Here is a 20394-nt window from a genome sequence, read left to right on the forward strand (position 1 = left end):
CGACGGCTCAGAGGTCGCAGTCGCACAGGACGTTGAGCTCGACGACCTGCTCCCCCTCTTCGGGCCGCGCCCACGCCTCCGCCTCGGCGCGCGACGCGAAGCTCCGGCCCACGAGCCGCCCGTTCGGCATCAGGACCCCCACGCCGACGACGTCCCGGACGTCGTCCGGACCGTCACCGGGCCCGTCGTGGCTCGCCGCCCGGACGACCGTCCGGCTCCCCGTCGCCGCCGTGCTCGTCATGCGCGCCTCACCGTCCGTGCTCGTAGGGGCCTCCCCCTCATCATGCGCCCGTGGCGGGGCGCCCGCGCCGCCGCCAGGTCAGCGCGTGAGGACCGCCACCGCCTCCAGGTGGTGGGTCATGGGGAAGAGGTCGAACGCGCGCAGCGACGTGAGCCCGTAGCCGTGCTCCGCGAGGTACGACACGTCGCGCGCGAGCGCGGCCGGGTCGCACGCGACGTAGACGACGCGCGACGGCTCGCGGCCCGCGACGGCCTCGACGACGGCGCGCCCGGCACCGACACGGGGCGGGTCGAGCACGACGACGTCCGCGCCGCTCCCGTCCTGGGCGAGCACCTGCTCGACCGGCCCGTGCCGCAGCTCGACCCGGTCGAGCCCGTGCGCGTTGCGCCGGGCGTCGCGCACGGCCCGCTCGTCGCCCTCGACCGCGAGCACGGTGCCCGCGTCCCCGACGGCGGCCGCGAGCGGCGACGTGAACAGCCCGGCCCCCGAGTAGAGGTCGAGCACGCGCGCGCCGTCGACGTCGCCGACGCCGTCGAGCACCGCGCGCGTCAGGGCGGCGGGCGCCTCGCGGTGGACCTGCCAGAACCCGTCCGCGGCGACCCGGTACGTGTGCTCGCGGTCGCCGAGCACCACGCGCTCGGTGACGCTGCGCCGCGCGTTGGGCCGGTGGTCGGGCGACCCCCCGCGCCAGGGCTCGCCGTCGACGAGCAGGACCGGCGCGGACCCGACGGGCGCGACGAGCTCGATCCGGGTGCCCGGGCGCCACGAGCGGGTGAAGACCTTCTCGTGGGCCGCGAGGTCGGCGACGTCCTCGCTCGCGAGCGGCATCGCGTCGAGCGGGACGACGGTGTGCGAGCGGAAGCGGTGCATCCCGGCGCGGCCGCCGCCGTCGGCCACGAGGTCCACGCGCGTGCGGTAGGCGAGGCCGCCGCGCTCGTCGTCCCCCGGCAGACCCTCGACCTCTACCTGAGGGTGAAGATCGTCCAGGTCCACGTGCGCGAGGCGGCGCAGCTGCTCGGTCAGGACGTCGCGCTTCCACCGCCGCTGCGCGCCGAGCGCGACGTGCGCGAGCTCCCCGCCGCCCACGCCGCCCGGTCCCGCCTCGGGCCACGCGGACGGCACGCGGTCGGGCGAGGCCTCGAGGACCTCGACCGCGTCGGCGCGCCAGAACTTCGCCGCGTCGCCGCCCTCGGTGACACGGGCGCGCACGCGCTCGCCCGGCAAGGCGTGCCGCACGAAGACGACCCGGCCCTCGTGCCGTGCCACGCAGTGACCGCCGTGCGCCACCGGGCCGACCTCGAGCTCGACCTCGACCTCAGGTCGAGGGAGCACGCGCGGCGACTGCCGGGTCTGCCGGCCGGGTCGGCGGCCGGACCGGCGGGGCGCGCGCTCGGGACGACCCGCGCCGGGGTCGGACGGTCGGTCGGAGGGCACGGCAGGACCACGCGAGGAGGACGGCATGCCCCCAGTATCCCGGACTCTCCCGCGCGCTCCCCCCGCACTCTCCCCGGGGCTGCCGCCGGCCCCCCGCCGCGGACGCGCGAAGGCCCGGCCCCGACGTCGGGACCGGGCCTCCTCCGGGAGTCGCGCCGGCGCGATCAGTACCCCGTGAAGCGCTGGCGGAAGCCCTCGCCCTCGAGCCCGGTCTGCCCCTCCGTCGACGAGAGCTGCCACGGCACCGACGCCACCACGACGCCCGGCGTGAAGAGGAGCCGGCCCTTGAGGCGCAGCGCGCTCTGGTTGTGCAACAGCTGCTCCCACCAGTGCCCGACGACGTACTCCGGGATGTAGACGACCACGAGGTCGCGCGGGGACTCGCGGCGGACCGACCGCACGTACGACAGCACGGGGCGCGTGATCTCGCGGAACGGCGAGTCCAGCACGCGCAGCGGCACCGGGAGGTCGAGGGCCTCCCACTGCCGCATGAGGTCCTCGACGTCCTCGGCGTCGACGCCGACGGTGACGGCCTCGAGCACCGACGGCCGCGACGCCCGCGCGTACGCGAGCGCCCGCATCGTCGGGCGGTGGATCTTCGAGACGAGCACGATCGCGTGCACGCGGCTCGGCAGCGCGCGGGCGGCCGCGGCGTCGTCGCCGAGCGCGAGCTCGTCGCGCACCGTGTCGTAGTGCTTGCGGATCGACTTCATGAGCACGAAGACGATCGCCATCGCGAGGATCGCGATCCACGCGCCGTGCGTGAACTTGGTGAGGAGCACGATCACGAGCACCGTGCCCGTCATGCCGAGGCCCACGGTGTTCACGACGCGCGAGCGGCGCATGCGGGACCGCTCGCGCGGCTGGTGCTCGGTGCGCAGCGCGCGCGTCCAGTGCCGCACCATGCCCAGCTGGGACAGCGTGAAGGACACGAACACGCCCACGATGTAGAGCTGGATCAGGCGCGTCACCTCGGCGTCGAAGGCCCAGATGAGCACGATCGCCGCGACCGCGAGCGTGATGATCCCGTTCGAGAACGCGAGACGGTCGCCGCGCGTGTGGAGCTGGCGCGGGAGGTAGCCGTCCTTGGCGAGGATCGAGCCGAGCACCGGGAACCCGTTGAACGCGGTGTTCGCCGCGAGCACGAGGATGAGCCCCGTCACGGCGGACACGACGTAGAACAGGATCGGGGCGCCGCTGAACACCGTCTCCGCGAGCTGCCCGATCACGGGGTGCTGCACGTAGTCGACCGGGAGCGGCTCGCCGTTGAGCGAGAGCTGCGCGTGCGGGTCCTCCGCGTAGTGCACGCCCGTCGCCCGGGCGAGGAAGAGGATGGAGAGCATCATCGCCGCCGAGATGCCGCCCAGCAGGGCGAGCGTCGTGGCCGCGTTGCGCGACTTGGGCTTGCGGAACGCGGGCACGCCGTTGCTGATGGCCTCGACGCCCGTGAGGGCGGCGCAGCCGGACGCGAACGCGCGCGCCACGAGGAACGCGCCCGCGATGCCCATGAGCCCCTGGTCGAACCCGCTCTCCGCCGTGAGCTCGAACTCCGCGCTCTCCGCCGGGCCGAGGTTGCCGGTGACGTACTGGAAGAAGCCGACGACCGCCGTCGTGCCGATCGCGAGCATGAAGAGGTAGACGGGGATCGCGAAGAAGGTGCCCGACTCCTTCACCCCGCGCAGGTTGACGAGCGTGAGCAGCACGACGAGCCCGATCGCGAACGCCGCCTCGTGGTCGCGCAGCGCGGGGATCGCGCTCGCGGCGTACTGCGCGCCCGAGGAGATCGAGACCGCGACCGTGAGCACGTAGTCGACCATGAGGGCCGAGGCGACGCCGACGCCCGCCGTCGGGCCGAGGTTGACCGTCGCGACCTCGTAGTCACCGCCGCCCGACGGGTACGCCCGCACGTTCTGGCGGTACGACGCGACGACCGTGAGCAGCACGACCACGACCGCGAGACCGACCCACGGCGAGATCATCGTCGCGCTGAGGCCCGCGAGCGCGAGCGTCAGGAGGATCTCGTCCGGGGCGTACGCGACGGACGAGAGCGCGTCGGACGCGAACACGGGCAGCGCGACGCGCTTGGGGAGCAGCGTGTGCCCCAGGTGCTCGGAACGGACAGGCCGCCCGAGCAGCAGCCGCTTCGCGGCATCAGCGATCTCCGACACGAGGCCACATGCTATGCCCGACGGCGCCCGGTCGCGCTGGTGCGCGCTCGCGGGCCCTGCGGGCGGTAGCGTTCGGTGCGTGCACTTCGTGATCATGGGCTGCGGGCGCGTCGGTGCGACGCTCGCCCAGTCCCTCGAGTCGAGCGGCCACTCGGTCGCCGTCGTCGACCAGAACCCCGACGCGTTCCGGCGCCTGCCCGCGGAGTTCACGGGCAAGAAGGTGACCGGCGTCGGCTTCGACCGCGACACGCTCGTGCAGGCCGGGATCGAGGACGCGTACGCGTTCGCCGCCGTCTCCGACGGCGACAACTCGAACATCCTGTCCGCGCGCGTGGTCCGCGAGACGTTCGGCGTCGAGAAGGTCGTCGCGCGCATCTACGACCCGCAGCGCGCCGAGATCTACCAGCGGCTCGGCATCCCGACCGTGGCGACCGTGCGCTGGACCTCCGACCAGGTGCTGCGCCGCATGCTCCCGTTCGGCGCGACCGACGAGTACCGCGACCCGTCCGGGCGCGTGCGGCTCGCCCAGGTCGACTTCCACCCCGGCTGGATCGGCCGCACCGTGCGCGCCATCGAGGACGCGACCGAGGCGCGCGTCGCGTTCGTCAGCCGCTTCGGCGACGGCGTCCTCGTCACCGACCGCACCGTCCTGCAGGAGAACGACGTGCTGCACGTGCTCATGGACGACGAGCGGGCCGCCGTCGTCGAACGCAAGCTCACCCACGCACCGAAGGTCGAGGCCGAGTGATGCGCGTCGTCATCGCCGGGGCGGGCTCCGTCGGCCGCTCGATCGCCCGCGAGCTCCTCAGCCACGACCACGAGGTCATGCTCGTCGACAAGCAGCCCGCGGCGATGCGCGTCGCGCAGGTCGCGGACGCCGACTGGCTCCTCGCCGACGCGTGCGAGCTGTCGTCGCTCGCCGAGGCGAAGGTCGACGAGTGCGACGTCATCGTCGCCGCGACGGGCGACGACAAGGTGAACCTCGTCGTGTCGCTCCTCGCCAAGACCGAGTTCGGCGTGCCGCGCACGGTCGCGCGCGTCAACAACCCGAAGAACGAGTGGATGTTCGACGAGTCGTGGGGCGTCGACGTCGCCGTGTCCACGCCGCGCATCATGACGGCGATGGTCGAGGAGGCCGTCGCCGTGGGCGACCTCGTGCGCATCTTCACGTTCCACCAGTCCGGCGCGGACATCCTCGAGGTGACGCTGCCGCCGTCGTCGCCGCTCCTCGGTCGCCGCGTGGGCGAGGTGCGCTGGCCGGCGGACACCGTGCTCGCGGCGATCGTGCGCGGCACGCGCCCCATCGCGCCGAGCGCGGACGACACGCTCGAGGTCGGCGACGAGCTCCTGCTCGTCACGGGGAACGAGGCGGACGAGGGCGCGCTCGCGCGGCTGCTCGCCGGCGAGGGCGAGGACGGCCCGACGGCGCCGGACGCGCCCGTCGAGGCTCCCGAGCTCGGCGGCGACCTGCTCTGACGGCGGCCCGCGCGACGGTGCGGCCTGGGCGACGGGGCGGCTACGCCGCGGGGCGCGGGCCGGCGGTCGCGGGGCGGCGCACCAGGATCCACGTGAGCCACAGCACGAGGGCCCACAGCGGGATCCCCATGACGAGGCGCGCGGTGCCGAGCCAGCCGACGTCGCCGTCGAGGTACAGCGGCACCTGGACCGCGAGACGCGCCCCGAAGAGCCCGATCCACAGCCACGTCGCGGCGGTGTAGCGGCGCACGAGCGCGCGGTCCGACCGCCACGACCGCGCCCAGCGGGCGAACGCGCCGGGCTCTCCCGCGCTCCCGGCGGCCGGCTCGGCGGGCTGCGGCGCGGGAACGTCCGCGCCCTCGCGGGGCTCGCCGTCAGTCGCGCCCGCCGTCGTGCCGCCGGACGCCGTCCCCACGCCGAAGCCGCTGCGGAAGCCCTCCACGACGAGCCCGACGAGCGGCCAGCGGACCACCACGGACACGAGGAGCGCGACGAGGTACGCGGCGTTGGTCCACAGGCCCCACGCGAAGTAGTCCTGCGCCTCCCCCGAGCGCCACGCCCACAGGACGCCGATGCCGACGCCCAGCAGGCCGCCGAACGCCTGCGTCACGGGCGTGCGCTGGACGAGGCGCGCGGCGACGGCCACGAGGGCGGCCGCGACGGACGTCACGAGCGCCCAGCGCAGGTTGGTCGTCGCGACGTAGACGACGACGAACACGAGCCCGGGCGCGACGGACTCCACGAGCCCGCGCACGCCGCCGATCGCGTCGGCCACCGAGAAGTCCTCGCCTGCGAGGGCGCGCACGCCGCGGGCGCGGCCGTCCTCGGGCGCCGCGACGTCGTCGACGACCGTCTCGACCACCTCGGCGTCGTGCGCGACGGGCTCGGGCACGCGTCCCGGGTCGGGGCGCCCGCCCACGGGGCCGCCGGTCGCGTCGCTGCTGCTCGTCATGTCGTGGCGTCCTCGGGGCTCGGGTGGGTGGCGCCGGCGGGAGGGCCGGTGCGGCCGGGTCGGGTGCGCAGGATCGTACGGCACGGCCGTCCACGACGGCCGCCGGGCTCACTCCCCCGGCTTGGCCAGCAGCTCGTAGCGCGGGTTGAAGATGGTGCGGCGACCGTCGACGTCGCACACCAGCCCTTCGACGAGCGCGCGGCGCCCGGGCTCGATGCCCGCGATCCGGCGGCGCCCGAGCCAGACGAGGTCGACGACGCCGGACCCGTCGAAGAGCTCGACCTCGACGGTCGGCACGCCCTCGCGCGGGCGGAGCACGACGGACCGCAGGACGCCGGAGATCTTCGCGCGGCGGCGGTTCGGCAGCTCGGCCACGGCACGGCAGCCCTTCTGCCGGGCCGCCTCGGTGCGCTCCTCGTCGGCCGCGAGCTCCTCCTGGGAGGCGAGCGCGGTGCGCCAGGCGTCACGCAGGGTGGGGACCATGTCAGCGGATCTCCGTGATCTCCGGCCCACGGGTCAGCGGGTCGAACGACGGCGTCTCGGGGGCACCGGCCGGGGTCGGCGCCGGGGCGGCCTCCGGGCCCTTGCCCGGCAGGTGCAGGGTGAGCAGGTCGCGCGGCGGGCGCGGGTTCTGGTCGCGCACGACGACGATGTTCGCGAACACGGTCTCGAGCAGGCGCGCCTCGGCCGGGTCGACCGCGGCCTTGCCGGTGAGCACGCCGCGCAGGAACCAGCGGGGGCCGTCGACGCCCACGAAGCGCGCGGGCCGCACGCCCGGGCGGCCGTCCGGCGTCTGCGCGGGGATGCGCGCGAGCAGCTCGCGCCCGAACGGGCCCGGCAGGTCGTCGACCGTGCCGCCCTGCTTGGTGACGGACGCCGCGATCTCGCCGCGGATCTCGTCCCAGATGCCCTCGGTGCGCGGCGCGGCGAACGCCTGCACCTGGAGCCCGGAGCCGCCGACCGCGCACGCCACGCCCGTGATGCGCTGCGTCTTCTTGTCGACCTCCATGCGCAGCTCCATGCCCGGCACGCCGGGGAGCCACACCGCGCCGAGGTCGAGGCGCGGGCCGCGCTCGGGCACCTGGGCGGAGTCGTACGGGCCGCGCGCGGGGGCCTCGGCAGCCGCCTCCGGGGCGGGCGCGCCGTCGCCGACCTGCTCGGACGTCGTGCCCGACGGCTCGGGCGACTCGGTCGGCTCGGACGACCTGGAGCGACGGAACAGACCCACGGACGAACTCCTTCACCTGCCCGGCACTCGGCCGGGTCTCCTCACGGGGCGCTCGCCCCGCACTGATTCCACACTAGCCCGCGCAGCGGCGGGCCGGGTGCGCCGGTCAGGGTGCGGGCGTCCAGCCGCCGCTCGACCCGAACCCGCCCTCGCCGCGGTGCGAGCCGGGCAGGCGCTCGGCCTGCACGAACCGCGCCCGCTCGACCTTCTGGACGACGAGCTGCGCGACCCGGTCGCCGCGCCGCAGCACGACGGGCTCGCGCGCGTCGGTGTTGAGCAGCGTCACCTTGATCTCGCCGCGGTACCCGGCGTCCACGGTCCCCGGCGCGTTGACGACCGTGAGGCCGTGCTTCGCCGCGAGACCCGAGCGCGGGTGCACGAACGCCGCGTAGCCGTCGGGCAGCGCGATCGACACGCCCGTCGGGACCACGGCGCGCTCCCCCGGCGCCAGCTCGACGTCGACGGTCGTCACGAGGTCCGCACCCGCGTCGCCCGGGTGGGCGTAGGCGGGCAGGGGGACGTCGTCGAGGAGCGTGATGAGGACGTCGACGTCGCCGGTCGAGGGCTGCTGGTGGTTCGGCACCCGCAGAGCCTAGTGCGCGCGGCGCGCTGCGAGCACGTCGGCCGCGGTGCGCGGGGCTGGGATGATGGACCCATGACCGACGCCGCCGACCGCAGCACCCCGTCCTCGACCCGCGGAGCCGCCGGGACGCCCGGCACCGCGGGCACGGCCTCCTACCGCGAGCGCCTCGTCCCGGGCGTCGGCGGCTGGGCCGCGGCGCTCGGCTTCGCGCTCGTCCTCGGGATCGCCCTGTGGCCGGCGAGCCACGCCGTCGCCCTCGGGGTCGGCGGCCTGGCCGCCGTCGCGGGCGTCGTCGCGCTGTGGTGGACGTCGCCGGTCGTCGAGGTCGCCGACGGCGAGCTGCGCGCGGGGCGGGCCCACGTCCCGGCGTCGCTGCTCGGCCAGGTGACGACGCTCGACGCCGACGCGATGCGCGTCCAGCTCGGCCCCCGCCTCGACGCGCGCGCCTACGTGTGCCTGCGCGCGTGGGCGCGCACCGGGGTGCACGTCGTGCTCGAGGACCCGCAGGACCCGACGCCGTACTGGCTCGTCTCGACCCGGCACCCGCAGCGCCTGGCGGACGCGGTCCGCACCGCGCACGCCGCCTGAGCGCAGGCGCTCGCACGCGGTGGCGGGTCGGTCGTCCGCTCACCGCGCGCCCGCGTTCCGCTCGGCCTACGGGCCCCGCGGACGACGACGGCCGCCGCCCCGGGGAGGGGGCGGCGGCCGTCGGCCGTGGTGCGCGGCGGGTCAGGCAGCGCACTCCGAGCAGATCTGCTGGCCGTTCTTCTCGTAGGCGAGCTGGCTGCGGTGGTGCACGAGGAAACAGCTCGCGCACGTGAACTCGTCCGCCTGACGGGGAAGGACCCGGACGGAGAGCTCCTCGCCGGACAGGTCGGCACCGGGCAGCTCGAAGCCTTCGGCCGCCTCGGTCTCGTCCTCGTCAACGACGCCCGAGCTCTTGTCGGAGCGACGAGCCTGGAGCTCCTGGAGCGAGTCCTCGCTGAGCTCCTCTTCACTCTTGCGGGGGGCGTCGTAGTCTGTTGCCATCTGTGGGGTCACTCTCCGGAATATCGTCGATCGCGACTGTGCGCGTCCGGACCACCGGCGACGGCCGGTCGTGCCGGGCGGCACGGGTGCGGGGTGCGGGGGCACCCCGTGACGTGTCGTGCCCCGAGGGGGTTCGTGGCACTGCACGCTCATCAATGCGCGGCGCACCGGAATTGTTCCCGGTGGGCCCCCGGATTCTGCACCATTTCCCTGAGTGATGCACCCTGTGGCCGGGCACCCGCCCGGGTGTCGTTGGTCACGGGTGCACGGCGCCCCGTCAGGAGTCGGAGTCCGCTCCCGCGTCCTCGAGGAGCCGGACGAGCCGCGCGACCGCCTCGGGCGGTCCCGCGACCGTCATCTCGCGGTCCGCGGCGCGGCCCCGCAGGCCCGTCACGAGCGCCCCGGCCTCGTGCGCGACGAGCGCTCCCGCGGCCATGTCCCACGGGTTGAGACCGCGCTCGTAGTAGAGGTCGAGCTCGCCCGTGGCGACGAGGCACAGGTCGATCGCGGCCGAGCCGAGGCGGCGGATGTCGCGCACCTGCGGCAGCACGTCGAGCAGCACGCGGGCCTGCGCGCGGCGACGGTCGGCGTCGTACCCGAAGCCCGTGCCCACGAGGCACTGGCCGAGGTCGGTCTCGGCGTTGACGTGCACGGGCCGGCCGTCGAGGGTCGCCCCCGCTCCCAGCCCCGCCGTCCACGTGCGGTCGTCGACGACGGAGTGCACCGCGCCGGCGAGCACCGTCCACTCCAGCGGGTCCGGCGGGCCGACCACCGCGGCGACCGACACCGCGTACGACGCGACGCCGTAGAGGTAGTTCACGGTGCCGTCGACCGGGTCGATGACCCAGGTGACTCCCGACGTCCCGGCCGAGGCGCCCTCCTCCTCGCCGAGGATCGCGTCGTCGGGGCGGGCGGCGGCGATGCCGCGGCGCAGCAGCGCCTCGGAGTCGGCGTCCATCCGCGTCACGACGTCGGTCGCGGTCGACTTCGTCGCGGCCACCTCGACCCGGTCGGGGCGGCCGGAGCGGACCAGCTCGCCGGCCTCGCGCGCGAGGCGCTCGGCCAGGTCGCGCAGGTCGGCCACGGTGACGTCGTCGGGCTGCCGGGGGTCGTCGATGAAGAGGCGCACGGCTCACATCCTGCCCGACCCGCGGCCTGTCCGGCGACCCTCCCACGGGCCGGGCGCGGACCAGCCGAGGCGCAGCGAGACGAGGCGGAAGCCGAACACGAGCGCGAGGACCGCCGCCTGCGAGAACGGGCCGAGCAGTCCCGCCTCGGCGAGCGCCGCGGTGAGCGCGGCCCCCGCGAGCGCCGGGATGGCGTAGAGCTGCTTGTCCTGGAACAGCAGCGGCACCTCGTTGGTCAGCAGGTCGCGCAGGATGCCGCCCCCCACGCCCGTGAGCACGCCCGCGAAGACCGCGGCGAGCGGGCCGACGCCGTACTCCAGGGCCTTCATGGTCCCGGACAGCACGAAGAGCGCGAGGGCGCCGGCGTCGAGCACGATGATGCTGCGCCGCAGCCGCTCGAGCCGCGGGTGCCAGAAGAACGTGACGACGCCCGCGAGCGCGGCGACGGCCACGAGCCGCCAGTCCGAGATGCCGACGGGCGGGATCGCCCCGATGAGGACGTCGCGCAGGAGCCCGCCGCCCAGTCCCGCGGCCCACGCGAGCACGAGGACGCCGACGAGGTCGAACCGCTTGCGCACCGCGGCGAGCCCGCCGGACAGCGCCGCGAAGAACACGCCGCCGAGCTCGAGGGCGTCGCCGGGCACGAGGTCGAGGATCACCCCCGCATCATCCCAGCCACGGCCCGCCGGGGCCGGGCCGGGCCGGTGCGAATGGGCGGCACACCGCGCGTGCTGCGCCGCTCGGGGATGGGACGATGGCACCCTCGAGGGAGCGGTGGCGCGGGCGTCGCGGTCCACGGCGCACGGCGGTCCGGCACGCGGCCGGGCGCCGGGCGATCGGGGCGGCACCACGAGCGGCACACGAGCGGCACCGCGAGCGCCACCGGGCGCGGCGACACGGGAGGGTCCATGGACGAGCTGGAGCTGGTGAGACTGCACGAGGACGGGGAGCACCTCGTCCTGCGCGCGACGGGTGGCGCGCAGTTCGTGCTGCCCATCACCGAGGCGCTGCGCGCGGCCGTACGGCGCGACCGCCCGCACCTGGAGCACCTGCGCGCCGAGGGCGAGCGCAACCTCGCCCCGCGCGAGATCCAGGCCCGGCTGCGGGCCGGGGACTCCGTCGAGGCGGTCGCCGAGGCCGCGGGGCTCGGGGTCGAGCACGTGCGCCGGTTCGCCGGGCCGGTCGTCGCCGAGCAGGAGTACGTCGTCGAGCGCGTGCGCGGGCTGCGCCCGGGGCACGACGAGGACTCCCCGACGGTGGGCGAGCTCGTCGCGCAGCGGCTCGCCGCGCGCGACGTCGACGCCGCGGCGGTCGCGTGGAGCGCGGCGCGCGCGCACGGCTCCCCGTGGGTCGTGACGGCGAGGTTCGAGGCCGGGACCGGCGAGCGGACCGCCCGCTGGACCTACGACCCGGCGACGCGCGCGCTGCAGGCGCTCGACGACGAGGCCCGCTGGCTCTCCGGGACGGACGCCCCGCGCGACCCGGCGCCGGGGGCCGTGGCGGTGTTCGACGTGGACGCGACCGCGCGCGGCGCCCGCGGCCTGCGGGCCGCAGCGCCCGCCGACGACGGGACGGCCGAGCTGCTCGACGACCTGAGCCAGCGGCGCGGCGTGCGCCCGCGCAAGGACCCGGCGCCCGCGGGCGACACTGTCGGGCAGGAGCCGTTCGAGGGCTTCGGCCCGCTCGCCCCGGGGAACCGTGAGCAGGACGAGGACGAGGGCGGGTTCTCCGGCGGCCTGCCCGCGGGCGCGACCGTGGTGCACCTGCCGACGATCCGGCCCCCGCAGGGCCCGGTCGCCGCCGACGCGTCCGAGGACGGCCCCGACGAGCCCGGGCGCCCGGAGACCGATCCGTCCGGGGAGGCTGGCACGGAGGGCGACGCCCCGTCGGCCTCCGACGCCGACGGCGCCTCGAGCACGGTGCGGCCCCCGGCCGCGCGCGAGGTCCGCAAGGGCAAGAACCGGTCGCGCGCGAAGGTCCCGAGCTGGGACGAGATCGTGTTCGGGGCCCGCCCCGAGTGACGGCCGCGGCGCGTCAGCGCGGCAGGTCGAGCGGCAGCCCGTCCTCCGTCGCGTGCCGGCGCGCGACCGCCGTCGTCATGCGCCGCATGTGGTGGCGCCGGCACAGCACCTCGTAGCCGATCTCCCCCGAGCCGGCCCGGACGTCCCCGACGACGACCTGGTCGCCCTCGACGACCATGCGCCCGTCCACCGTGCGCGCGTTGTGCGTGGCGCGGCGTCCGCACCAGCACAGCGACTCGACCTGGAGGACCTCGACCCGGTCCGCGAGCTCGATGAGGCGTGCGGAGCCCGGGAACAGGCGCGTGCGGAAGTCGGCGGTGATGCCGAACGCGAAGACGTCGATCTCCGTCTCGTCGACGAGGCGTGCGAGCTGCTCGACCTGCGTCGGGGAGTAGAACTGCGCCTCGTCGCACACCAGGTAGTCCACGGGCACCGGCTCGGCGGTGACGAGCGTCCAGAAGTCGGTGTCGTCGTGGACCTCGCGCGCGACGACCTCGAGCCCGAGGCGCGAGGAGAGGCGGTCGGACCCGGCGCGGTCGTCGCGCGAGAAGATCAGCCCGCGGCGGCCGCGCGCGGCGTGGTTGTGGTCGAGCTGGAGCGCCAGGGTGGACTTTCCGCAGTCCATGGTCCCGGAGAAGAAGACGAGCTCTGCCATCGGCGGTCCTCCGCGAGGTCGGTCGGTGCGTCCGCGCCGGGTGGCTCCGGCGCGACGGGACGCGGTCGGGTCAGGTGGCCGCGACGAGCAGCGGCACGCGCATCTCGCGCTCGGTGAGCGAGCCGTGCACGCCCACGAGCGTGAGCGACGCGGGCGTCTGGGTGCGCGAGTCGACGACGGTCGCCCGCCCCCGCAGCGCGACCACCACGTCGCCGGCGGAGGCGACGGCCTCGGGCCGGGGGTCGGGCCCGAGGAAGCCGCGGGCCAGCACCTCGTCCCGCTCCAGCACGAGCGCGTCGTCGCCGAGGACGTCGCGCCAGCGCGCGGCGACGGCCGCCGTCTGGCCGGGCTCGGTGTACACGTGGACGGCGCGCGGCTCGCCGCCGACGAGCTCGACGCCGCGGGCGAGCGCGGGGTCGGTCGCGACGTCGCGGCGCAGCGCCGGGTCGACGTCGACCATGCCGTGGTCGGCGGTGACGAGCACGAGCGTGCCGCGCGGGACCGACCGCACGAGGCGCGCGAGCTCGCGGTCGAGCGCCTCGAGCTCGTCGCCCCACTGCCACGACGCGCTGCCGTGGTGGTGGCCCGCCTTGTCCACCTCGCCCCAGTAGAGGTAGACGAGACCGGGCCGGGACAGCGCGCGGACGGCCGCGTCGACGCGCCCCGCCAGCGGCTCGGCGGACGCGTACGTGCCGCCCCGCAGCGCGGCGACCGTCATGCCCGACCCGGCGAACCGCGCGGGGCCGGTGGAGGTCACCGCGACGCCCGCCCCGGCCAGGCGCGCGAGCACCGGCTCCTCGCGCTGTAGCTCGGCGGGCGCGGGCGCGCCCTCCCACGACACCATGTTGGCGAGGCCGCGCGTCACCGGGTTGCGCTGCGTGTACCCGAGCATGCCCGTGCGGCCCGGCGCGGTGCCCGTGCCGAACGCGCCGATCGCGGCGGCGGTCGTGCTGGGGAACGTCGAGGTGAGGGGCCGCGCGTCGGGCAGGAGCGAGCGCAGGAACGGGGCGTGCCCCGCGCGCTCGGCGAGGTTGAGGTGGCCGAGGCCGTCGACCAGCACGACGCACACGCGCTCGGCGCGCGGCAGGTCGAGCGCGCCGCGCGCCGTCTCGCTCACGAGCCCCGTGGCGGTCGTCAGGCCGACGCCGAGCGCGCCCGCGGCGGCGGGCAGGACGGCCGCGAGGCCGCGCGTCCCGTACTCCGGCGCGACGAGGCCCGGAGGGAGCGCCGGGTCGGCGACCGGGGCCGGCGCGTCCGCGGGTGCCTCGCTCACCGGGCGCTGTGCCGGGTGGTCGAGCGCGACAGCGCCCGCGCGAAGTCCACCGCGGCCCGGACGGCGTCGCGGCCCTCCGCCTCGGCGCTCACGCGGACGACGACGTCGTCGGGCGTGATCTGGCCGGTGAGCCCGTGGTCGGCGTCGCACGCGGGGTCGGGGCAGCCGGCGGGCTCGAGGTCGACGCGCGAGACCGCGCCCCAGCCGAGCGCGAGCGTGACCTCGAGCGGCGCGGCACCCGCACGGTGCTCGTGCGGCTCCGCCACGACGTGCGTGAGCGAGACGGACCGCACCTCGGACAGGGGCACGGCCTCGGTCGTCGCGGCGGCGGAGGCCGACGGGTTCTCGCTGTCCGCCGGGTGGTCGTCGACGTGCGCCGTGACGAGACGCGTGGGCGTGAGGACGAGCACCGTGAGGTGGCGGCGCACCTCGGTCGCGTCGAACGTCGTCTCCGGGAGCACGAGGTGCGAGACGATCTCCTCCCCCGCGACCGCGAGGTCGAGGACGTCCGCGACGAGCTCCGGGTAGTAGCCGGCGCGGTGGAGCTGGGTCGTCAGGTCGGTCCAGGCGTTGGAGGTAGCAGAGGGCACCCGCGCATTGTCCCATCCGGCGCCGGGCCGGGGCCACCCGCCGTCGGGGGCCCGGGCGGGTCGCGGCCGGCCCGTCAGCCCGGCAGGGCCCGCCGGAGCGCGTCGGCCCGCTGGGCGTCGGCGAGCGTGACGCGCGCGCTGAGGACCGCGGCCCCGTGCTCCGAGACGACGACGGGGTACAGCTCGAGGCTACGGACCTCGGGCAGGTCGTCCGCGAGCACGGACACGCGCGCCAGGACGTCCTCGAGCGCGGCCGTGGCCACCACGTGCGTGCCCATGTAGCCGAACAGGCGCGGCGCGGCCCGCACCGAGCGGACCATCGCCGCGACGTCGACGTCGGTCAGGGGCGGCACTCCGTACGCGACGTCGCCGAGGAGGTCGACGGCGTCGCCCGCGAGCCCGAACGAGACGACGGGCCCGAAGAGCTGGTCCTCGGTCGAGCGGACCACGCACGCGACCCCGGCGTCGGCCATGGCCTGGACCTCGAACGGCTCGTCGGCGGCGCCCGGCAGCACGGCCGCGAGCGCCTCGCGCATCTGCGCGAAGTCCGTGCGCAGCTCGGTCTCGTCCGCGATGTCCAGCCGCACGCCCCCGAGGTCGGCCCGGTGCCGCAGGCCTGCCGCGGTGCTCTTGAGCACCACGGGCCAGCCGACCTCGCGCGCCGCCTCGACCGCCTCGTCGGCGGTCCGCACCCGGCGCGCGGGCCAGACCCGCACGCCGTAGCACGCGAGCAGCTCCGCCGTCGTCGTCGGGTCGAGGTCGACGGCGTCCTGACCGGCGAGCGCCTCCTCGACGAGCGCGCGCGCCCGCACCGGGTCGACGCCGGCCGGGCGCACGGGCGTGCCGTGGTCGGCCTCGCGCCAGCGCGCGTAGCGCACGACCGCGCCGAGCGCGGCGACGGCGTCCTCCGGCGTCGAGTACGCGGGGACGCGCACGGGGGCCGACCCGCTCTGCGCCCCCGGGGCCGGGGCCGAGAGCTCGTCGGTGAGGCCGTGCAGGCCGAGCATGCTCGCCACGGTCGTGCGGCCCGTGCGGGCGGCTGCGTCCGCGACGGCGCGCGAGACGTCCGCGCGCCGGGGCCCGACGACCGGGACCTGCACCACGACGACGACGTCGCACGCGTCGGGCGCGTAGAGCGCGTCGACCGTGGCGGCGAGCTCGCCGGCGGACGCGTCCTCGGGCAGGAAGTCCGAGCGCGCGACGACGAGGCCCGCCGAGGAGGACGCCTCGGCGACGAGCGCGGCGAGCGACGCGGAGCTCGCGAGGATGCCGACGCGGCGCCCGGCCGGGAGCGGCTGGTGCGCGAGCAGCTGGGCGATGTCGATCATGTGGTGCGTGTTCTCGGCCCGGATGACGCCGGACTGCCGCAGCATCTCCTCGAGCGTCCGCCGCGGCGCGCGCGTCGAGCGGACCGCGTGCCCCGGCGGCACGACGTGCCCCGAGCGCCCGGCCGTCACCACGACCACGGGCTTGACCGACGCGAGGCGGCGCGCGATGCGCGAGAACTTGCGCGGGTTGCCGATGGACTCGAGGTAGAGGCACACGACCTGCGTCGCGGCGTCGTCCTGCCAGTACTGCATGAGGTCGTTGCCCGAGACGTCCGCGCGGTGCCCGGCGGACAGGAACGACGACACGCCCAGGCCGCGCCGCGCCGTCGTCGCGAGGAGCGTCACGGCCATGGGCGCGGACTGGCTGAACAGGCCCACCACGCCGGGGGCCGGCAGGTCGTGGGCGAGGGTCGCGGCGAGCGCGGGGCGGTCGGGCGCGTCGCTTGTGCGCAGCAGCCCGTAGCTCGCCGGCCCGACGACGCGCAGGCCCGCCGTGTGCGCGACGCGCAGGAGCTCGCGCTGCAGCGCGAGCCCGTCCGGACCCGTCTCGGCGAAGCCGGCCGACAGCACGACGACCCCGCGCACCTCGAGGCGCGCGAGCCGGCGGACGGCGTCGATCGCCGCGGGCGGGGGCAGCGCGACGACGGCGAGGTCGACGGGACCGGGCACGTCGGCGAGGGTCGCGGACCACCGCTCCTCCTCCGGCCCGCGCGCGGCCCCCACGACGTGGACCGTCACGTCGCTGCGCTCGAGCGCGGCGAGCGCGCGCTGCGCGAGCAGGCGGTCGAGGGCCTCGCCGTCGTGCTCCGCGCCCGCGTCGGCCGGGGCGTCGGGGCCGACGAGCACGACGCTCGTGGCGCCCAGCAGCCCCTGCATGCTCCGGGCCTCCGCGCGGTGCTCGCGGTCGGCCATGACGGCCCGGGACCGCTCCGTGGGGTCGAGGTCGACGCTGACCTGGACGAAGCCGTCGTCCATCTGCTGGCGCACGTCGTACCCCGCCTCGCGGAACACCGCGAGCATCTTGCCGTTCTGGGGCAGCACCTCGGCCGTGAAGCGGCGCACGCCGCGCTCGCGCGCCGCCGCGGCGACGTGCTCCAGCAGCACGGAGCCCAGGCCCCGGCCCTGTGCGGAGTCCGCGATGTTGAAGGCGACCTCCGCCTCGGCGGGGCCGGTGCGGTCGAACCGCGCGACCCCGATGATGTCCTCGCCGCCGTCCCCGGGGGCGCCGTCGCGCGGGCGCACCGCGACGAGCGCGACGCGGTCCACGTGGTCGACGCGCGTGAAGCGCTCAAGGTCGCGCTCGGACAGCCGCTCCATGGGCGCGAAGAACCGCAGGTAGGTGGATCGCTCGGACTGGCCGACGTGGAAGCGCTGGAGCGCGTCGGCGTCCTCGGGGCGGATGGGGCGCACGTGCGTGGTGGTCCCGTCGCGCAGCACGACGTCGGCCTCCCACTCCACCGGGTACCGGTCCGGGTCCCGCCCCGGCGCGCCGTCGTTCACGACCCCAGGCTATGCGGTCGCGCGCGCGGTGCGCCTGCGCCACCCCGGCCCGCGCCGGGAGGACAATGGTCCCGGCAGGCGGTCCCGGCACGTGCCGCGGCAGGCGCCGTGGCGCCGCGTGTCGGACCCGTGGCGTACCCTCGCGTGCGGCACGAATCCGCAGCACCCCGGCCGGCCCAGCACCGGCCACGACGGCACAGACCCCGCGCCATCGCGGCGCACCGAACGGCAGGAGCCCGCAGGCCCATGGCGCGCAAGTCCTCGACCCCCTCGATCGACCCGGCCGAGGTGAACGAGAAGATCGTCGACGTCGACGTCCAGGCGGAGATGGAGACGTCGTTCCTCGAGTACGCCTACTCCGTCATCTACTCGCGCGCCCTGCCCGACGCGCGGGACGGACTCAAGCCCGTCCAGCGCCGCATCCTCTACATGATGGCCGACATGGGGCTGCGCCCCGACCGCGCCCACGTGAAGTCGGCGCGCGTCGTCGGCGAGGTCATGGGCAAGCTGCACCCGCACGGCGACGCCGCGATCTACGACGCGCTCGTGCGCCTCTCCCAGGACTTCTCGCTCCGGCTGCCGCTGGTCGACGGGCACGGCAACTTCGGCACGCTCGACGACGGCCCCGCCGCCTCCCGGTACACCGAGGCGCGCCTCGCGCCGCCGTCGCTCGCGATGACGGCGGGGCTCGACGAGGACGTCGTCGACTTCGTGCCGAACTACGACAACAAGCTCCAGCAGCCCGAGGTCCTGCCCGCTGCGATCCCCAACCTGCTGGTCAACGGCGCGTCGGGTATCGCGGTCGGCATGGCGACCAACATGGCGCCGCACAACCTCGTCGAGGTCGTCGCCGCGGCACGCCACCTCGTCGCGCACCCGGACGCCGACCTCGAGGCGCTCATGCGGTTCGTGCCCGGCCCGGACCTGCCGACGGGCGGCAAGATCGTCGGCCTCGACGGCGTCCGGGACGCCTACCGCACGGGCCGCGGGACGTTCCGCACGCGCGCCACGGCACGCGTCGAGAACCTCACGCCGCGCCGCAAGGGCATCGTCATCACCGAGCTGCCCTACCTCGTCGGCCCGGAGAAGGTGATCGAGAAGATCGCCGAGGGCGTCAAGACGAAGAAGATCCAGGGGATCACGGCCGCGACCGACCTCACGGACCGCGAGCACGGGCTGCGCATCGTCGTCGAGGTCAAGACGGGCTTCAACCCCGAGGCGGTGCTGGAGCAGCTCTACAAGTTCACGCCGCTCGAGGACTCGTTCGGCATGAACAACGTCGCGCTCGTCGACGGCCAGCCGCGCACGCTCGGCCTGCGCGAGATGCTCACGGTCTGGGTGAACCACCGGATCGACGTGGTGCGCCGTCGCTCGGCCTACCGCCTGCGCAAGCGGTCCGAGCGCCTGCACCTCGTGGACGGCCTTCTCATCGCGATCGTCGACATCGACGAGGTGATCCAGGTGATCCGCTCGTCCGACGACACGGCGACCGCCCGCGGGCGCCTGCAGACGGTGTTCGACCTGTCCGAGCCGCAGGCGGAGTACATCCTCGAGCTCCAGTTGCGCCGCCTCACCAAGTTCTCGCGCATCGAGCTCGAGAAGGAGCAGGAGACGCTGCGCCGCGAGATCGAGGAGCTCCAGGAGATCCTCGGCAGCGACGCACGGCTGCGCGCCGTGGTGTCGGGCGAGATGGCCGACGTCGCGAAGACGTACGGCACCCCGCGCCGCACGATCCTGCTGGAGTCCGCGGGCGCGGCACCGACGACGACCGCGGCGGTCCCGCTCGAGGTCGCCGACACCACGTGCTGGGCGTTGTTCTCCGCGACCGGGCTCCTCGCGCGCACGAGCGACGAGACGGAGCCCGCGCGCTCGGGGCCGCGCGCCGCGCACGACGTGCTGCGCGCCGCCGTCCGCACGACCGCGCGCGGCGAGGTCGGCCTCGTCACGAGCCGGGGCCGCATGCTGCGCGTGTCCGTGCTCGACCTGCCCGCCCTCCCGCCGACGGACAACGCGCCGAGCCTGTCCGGCGGCGTCCCGCTCAGCGAGGTCGTCGCGCTCGAGCCGGGCGAGGAGGCGGTGACCATCGCGTCGCTCGACCCCGACGCTCCCCCGCTCGCGCTCGGCACCGCGCAGGGCGTCGTCAAGCGCGTCACGCCGGGCGACGTGCCGGGCAACCGCGACGAGTGGGAGGTCATCGGGCTCAAGGACGGCGACACCGTCGTGGGCGCGGCGCCCGCGACGGACGCCGACGAGCTCGTCTTCGTCTCCAGCGACGCGTCCCTGCTGCACTTCGACGCGTCCGCGGTGCGGCCCCAGGGCCGCCCGGCGGGCGGCATGGCCGGCATCCGGCTCGCCGACGGCCAGCGGGTCGCGTTCTTCGGCGTCGTCCCGGCCGACGTGCGCGACCTCGGCGTCGTCGTCACCGTGGCCGGGTCGTCCGACGCGCTCCCCGGGACCCAGACCGGCGCCGGCAAGGTGACCCCGTACGAGCTCTACCCCGGCAAGGGCCGCGGGACCGGCGGCGTCCGCGCGCACCGGTTCCTCAAGGGCGAGGACGCGCTCATCCTCGCGTGGGTCGGGCAGGGTCCGGCGCGGGCGACCGGGTCGGGCGGGCAGTCGGTCGACCTGCCGCCGGTCGACCAGCGCCGCGACGGGTCGGGCACGCCGCTCGCGTCCCCGGTCACGGCCGTCGGGTAGCCCTCGACCCTCGCGCCCGGTCGGCGTCGTGCGCCGGGCGGGACGCTCCGCGCGCGCCCGCCCTTGCGAGTGCGCGGGATCGGGTCAGGCTC

The 20394-nt window shown here is 75.9% G+C and carries 19 protein-coding genes; 5 read left to right on the forward strand and 14 right to left on the reverse strand.

Annotated features, from left to right (window positions below; all coding sequences use genetic code 11):
* Nucleotides 1–7: 7 nt before the first annotated feature.
* The 3 genes from BXA05_RS10775 to BXA05_RS10785 all read right to left on the reverse strand — a co-directional run bounded on the left by BXA05_RS10775 (nucleotide 8) and on the right by BXA05_RS10785 (nucleotide 3843).
* Entirely contained in the window at nucleotides 8–241 is a 234-nt protein-coding gene (locus tag BXA05_RS10775) for a hypothetical protein (protein WP_076404956.1), read from the reverse strand.
* A 78-nt stretch (nucleotides 242–319) separates the two neighbouring features.
* A complete protein-coding gene (locus BXA05_RS10780; protein WP_076405051.1) occupies nucleotides 320–1573 on the reverse strand; it encodes a class I SAM-dependent RNA methyltransferase in 1254 nt (417 codons plus the stop codon).
* A gap of 266 nt (nucleotides 1574–1839) precedes the next feature.
* A complete protein-coding gene (locus BXA05_RS10785) occupies nucleotides 1840–3843 on the reverse strand; it encodes an APC family permease (protein WP_034652378.1) in 2004 nt (667 codons plus the stop codon).
* 94 nt (nucleotides 3844–3937) lie between these two features.
* Here BXA05_RS10785 and BXA05_RS10790 point away from each other — a divergent pair, with 94 nt between their 5' ends.
* Both BXA05_RS10790 and BXA05_RS10795 read left to right on the forward strand, forming a co-directional pair.
* On the forward strand, nucleotides 3938–4591 hold the full coding sequence (locus BXA05_RS10790; RefSeq protein WP_031316042.1) for a potassium channel family protein: 654 nt from the start codon (nucleotides 3938–3940) through the stop codon (nucleotides 4589–4591).
* On the forward strand, nucleotides 4591–5319 hold the full coding sequence (locus BXA05_RS10795) for a potassium channel family protein (protein WP_051028145.1): 729 nt from the start codon (nucleotides 4591–4593) through the stop codon (nucleotides 5317–5319). The genes BXA05_RS10790 and BXA05_RS10795 overlap by 1 nt, the downstream gene beginning before the upstream one ends.
* 40 nt (nucleotides 5320–5359) lie before the next feature.
* Here BXA05_RS10795 and BXA05_RS10800 read toward each other — a convergent pair whose 3' ends face one another.
* The 4 genes from BXA05_RS10800 to dut form a co-directional block, all read right to left on the reverse strand.
* On the reverse strand, nucleotides 5360–6271 hold the full coding sequence (locus tag BXA05_RS10800; RefSeq protein ID WP_083711796.1) for a DUF3159 domain-containing protein: 912 nt from the start codon (nucleotides 6269–6271) through the stop codon (nucleotides 5360–5362).
* 108 nt (nucleotides 6272–6379) lie between these two features.
* Entirely contained in the window at nucleotides 6380–6754 is a 375-nt protein-coding gene (locus BXA05_RS10805; RefSeq protein WP_034652381.1) for an OB-fold nucleic acid binding domain-containing protein, read from the reverse strand.
* 1 nt (nucleotide 6755) lies between these two features.
* On the reverse strand, nucleotides 6756–7499 hold the full coding sequence (locus tag BXA05_RS10810; RefSeq protein WP_076404957.1) for a DUF3710 domain-containing protein: 744 nt from the start codon (nucleotides 7497–7499) through the stop codon (nucleotides 6756–6758).
* A 106-nt stretch (nucleotides 7500–7605) separates the two neighbouring features.
* Nucleotides 7606–8082: a dUTP diphosphatase gene (gene dut / locus BXA05_RS10815; RefSeq protein WP_034652386.1), complete on the reverse strand. Its 477-nt coding sequence runs from the start codon at nucleotides 8080–8082 to the stop codon at nucleotides 7606–7608.
* Nucleotides 8083–8154: 72 nt separating this feature from the next.
* Between dut and BXA05_RS10820 the strand changes: the two genes are divergently transcribed.
* Nucleotides 8155–8670, forward strand: coding sequence for a DUF3093 domain-containing protein (locus BXA05_RS10820; protein WP_076404958.1), 516 nt, complete (start codon nucleotides 8155–8157; stop codon nucleotides 8668–8670).
* 141 nt (nucleotides 8671–8811) lie between these two features.
* Here the strand turns inward: BXA05_RS10820 and BXA05_RS10825 are convergent, their stop codons facing one another.
* From BXA05_RS10825 to BXA05_RS10835, 3 genes are all read right to left on the reverse strand, one after another.
* Nucleotides 8812–9111 (reverse strand): DUF4193 domain-containing protein, encoded by a 300-nt coding sequence (locus BXA05_RS10825; protein ID WP_021483601.1) that lies wholly within the window; start codon nucleotides 9109–9111, stop codon nucleotides 8812–8814.
* Nucleotides 9112–9388: 277 nt separating this feature from the next.
* Nucleotides 9389–10240, reverse strand: coding sequence for an inositol monophosphatase family protein (locus tag BXA05_RS10830; RefSeq protein ID WP_241005784.1), 852 nt, complete (start codon nucleotides 10238–10240; stop codon nucleotides 9389–9391).
* Nucleotides 10241–10243: 3 nt separating this feature from the next.
* The gene (locus BXA05_RS10835; RefSeq protein ID WP_061268208.1) at nucleotides 10244–10897 is read right to left on the reverse strand and encodes a trimeric intracellular cation channel family protein; all 654 of its coding nucleotides are present in this window, start codon (nucleotides 10895–10897) and stop codon (nucleotides 10244–10246) included.
* A gap of 249 nt (nucleotides 10898–11146) precedes the next feature.
* Here BXA05_RS10835 and sepH point away from each other — a divergent pair, with 249 nt between their 5' ends.
* The gene (sepH, locus tag BXA05_RS10840; protein ID WP_076404959.1) at nucleotides 11147–12259 is read left to right on the forward strand and encodes a septation protein SepH; all 1113 of its coding nucleotides are present in this window, start codon (nucleotides 11147–11149) and stop codon (nucleotides 12257–12259) included.
* 13 nt (nucleotides 12260–12272) lie between these two features.
* On the opposite strand, the gene BXA05_RS10845 is transcribed toward sepH, so the two are convergent.
* From BXA05_RS10845 to BXA05_RS10860, 4 genes are all read right to left on the reverse strand, one after another.
* Nucleotides 12273–12914, reverse strand: a complete 642-nt coding sequence (locus BXA05_RS10845) for a thymidine kinase (RefSeq protein ID WP_061268210.1) — start codon at nucleotides 12912–12914, stop codon at nucleotides 12273–12275.
* 70 nt (nucleotides 12915–12984) lie between these two features.
* Nucleotides 12985–14187, reverse strand: coding sequence for an alkaline phosphatase family protein (locus BXA05_RS10850; RefSeq protein WP_076404960.1), 1203 nt, complete (start codon nucleotides 14185–14187; stop codon nucleotides 12985–12987).
* Nucleotides 14184–14777: a DUF5998 family protein gene (locus tag BXA05_RS10855; RefSeq protein ID WP_043652060.1), complete on the reverse strand. Its 594-nt coding sequence runs from the start codon at nucleotides 14775–14777 to the stop codon at nucleotides 14184–14186. Before BXA05_RS10855 ends, BXA05_RS10850 begins: the two co-directional genes overlap by 4 nt.
* A gap of 74 nt (nucleotides 14778–14851) precedes the next feature.
* Complete coding sequence (locus BXA05_RS10860) at nucleotides 14852–17605, reverse strand: bifunctional acetate--CoA ligase family protein/GNAT family N-acetyltransferase (protein WP_076404961.1); 2754 nt, start codon at nucleotides 17603–17605, stop codon at nucleotides 14852–14854.
* Between the two features lie 246 nt (nucleotides 17606–17851).
* On the opposite strand from BXA05_RS10860, the gene BXA05_RS10865 reads away from it, so the two are divergent.
* Complete coding sequence (locus tag BXA05_RS10865; protein ID WP_076404962.1) at nucleotides 17852–20302, forward strand: DNA gyrase/topoisomerase IV subunit A; 2451 nt, start codon at nucleotides 17852–17854, stop codon at nucleotides 20300–20302.
* The last annotated feature ends 92 nt before the right edge of the window (nucleotides 20303–20394 follow it).

The organism is Cellulosimicrobium funkei (assembly GCF_900155925.1).
In the GTDB taxonomy this organism is placed as follows: Bacteria; Actinomycetota; Actinomycetes; order Actinomycetales; family Cellulomonadaceae; genus Cellulosimicrobium; species Cellulosimicrobium funkei.

What these genes read in the sequence shown, in the direction of transcription:
- BXA05_RS10790 (WP_031316042.1), top strand. Translation starts at nt 3,938, where the DNA reads ATGGGCTGCGGGCGCGTCGGTGCGACGCTCGCCCAGTCCCTCGAGTCG.
- BXA05_RS10845 (WP_061268210.1), bottom strand. Translation starts at nt 12,914, where the DNA reads ATGGCAGAGCTCGTCTTCTTCTCCGGGACCATGGACTGCGGAAAGTCC.
- BXA05_RS10825 (WP_021483601.1), bottom strand. Translation starts at nt 9,111, where the DNA reads ATGGCAACAGACTACGACGCCCCCCGCAAGAGTGAAGAGGAGCTCAGC.
- BXA05_RS10795 (WP_051028145.1), top strand. Translation starts at nt 4,591, where the DNA reads ATGCGCGTCGTCATCGCCGGGGCGGGCTCCGTCGGCCGCTCGATCGCC.
- BXA05_RS10805 (WP_034652381.1), bottom strand. Translation starts at nt 6,754, where the DNA reads ATGGTCCCCACCCTGCGTGACGCCTGGCGCACCGCGCTCGCCTCCCAG.
- BXA05_RS10800 (WP_083711796.1), bottom strand. Translation starts at nt 6,271, where the DNA reads ATGACGAGCAGCAGCGACGCGACCGGCGGCCCCGTGGGCGGGCGCCCC.
- sepH (WP_076404959.1), top strand. Translation starts at nt 11,147, where the DNA reads ATGGACGAGCTGGAGCTGGTGAGACTGCACGAGGACGGGGAGCACCTC.
- BXA05_RS10865 (WP_076404962.1), top strand. Translation starts at nt 17,852, where the DNA reads ATGGCGCGCAAGTCCTCGACCCCCTCGATCGACCCGGCCGAGGTGAAC.
- BXA05_RS10820 (WP_076404958.1), top strand. Translation starts at nt 8,155, where the DNA reads ATGACCGACGCCGCCGACCGCAGCACCCCGTCCTCGACCCGCGGAGCC.
- BXA05_RS10775 (WP_076404956.1), bottom strand. Translation starts at nt 241, where the DNA reads ATGACGAGCACGGCGGCGACGGGGAGCCGGACGGTCGTCCGGGCGGCG.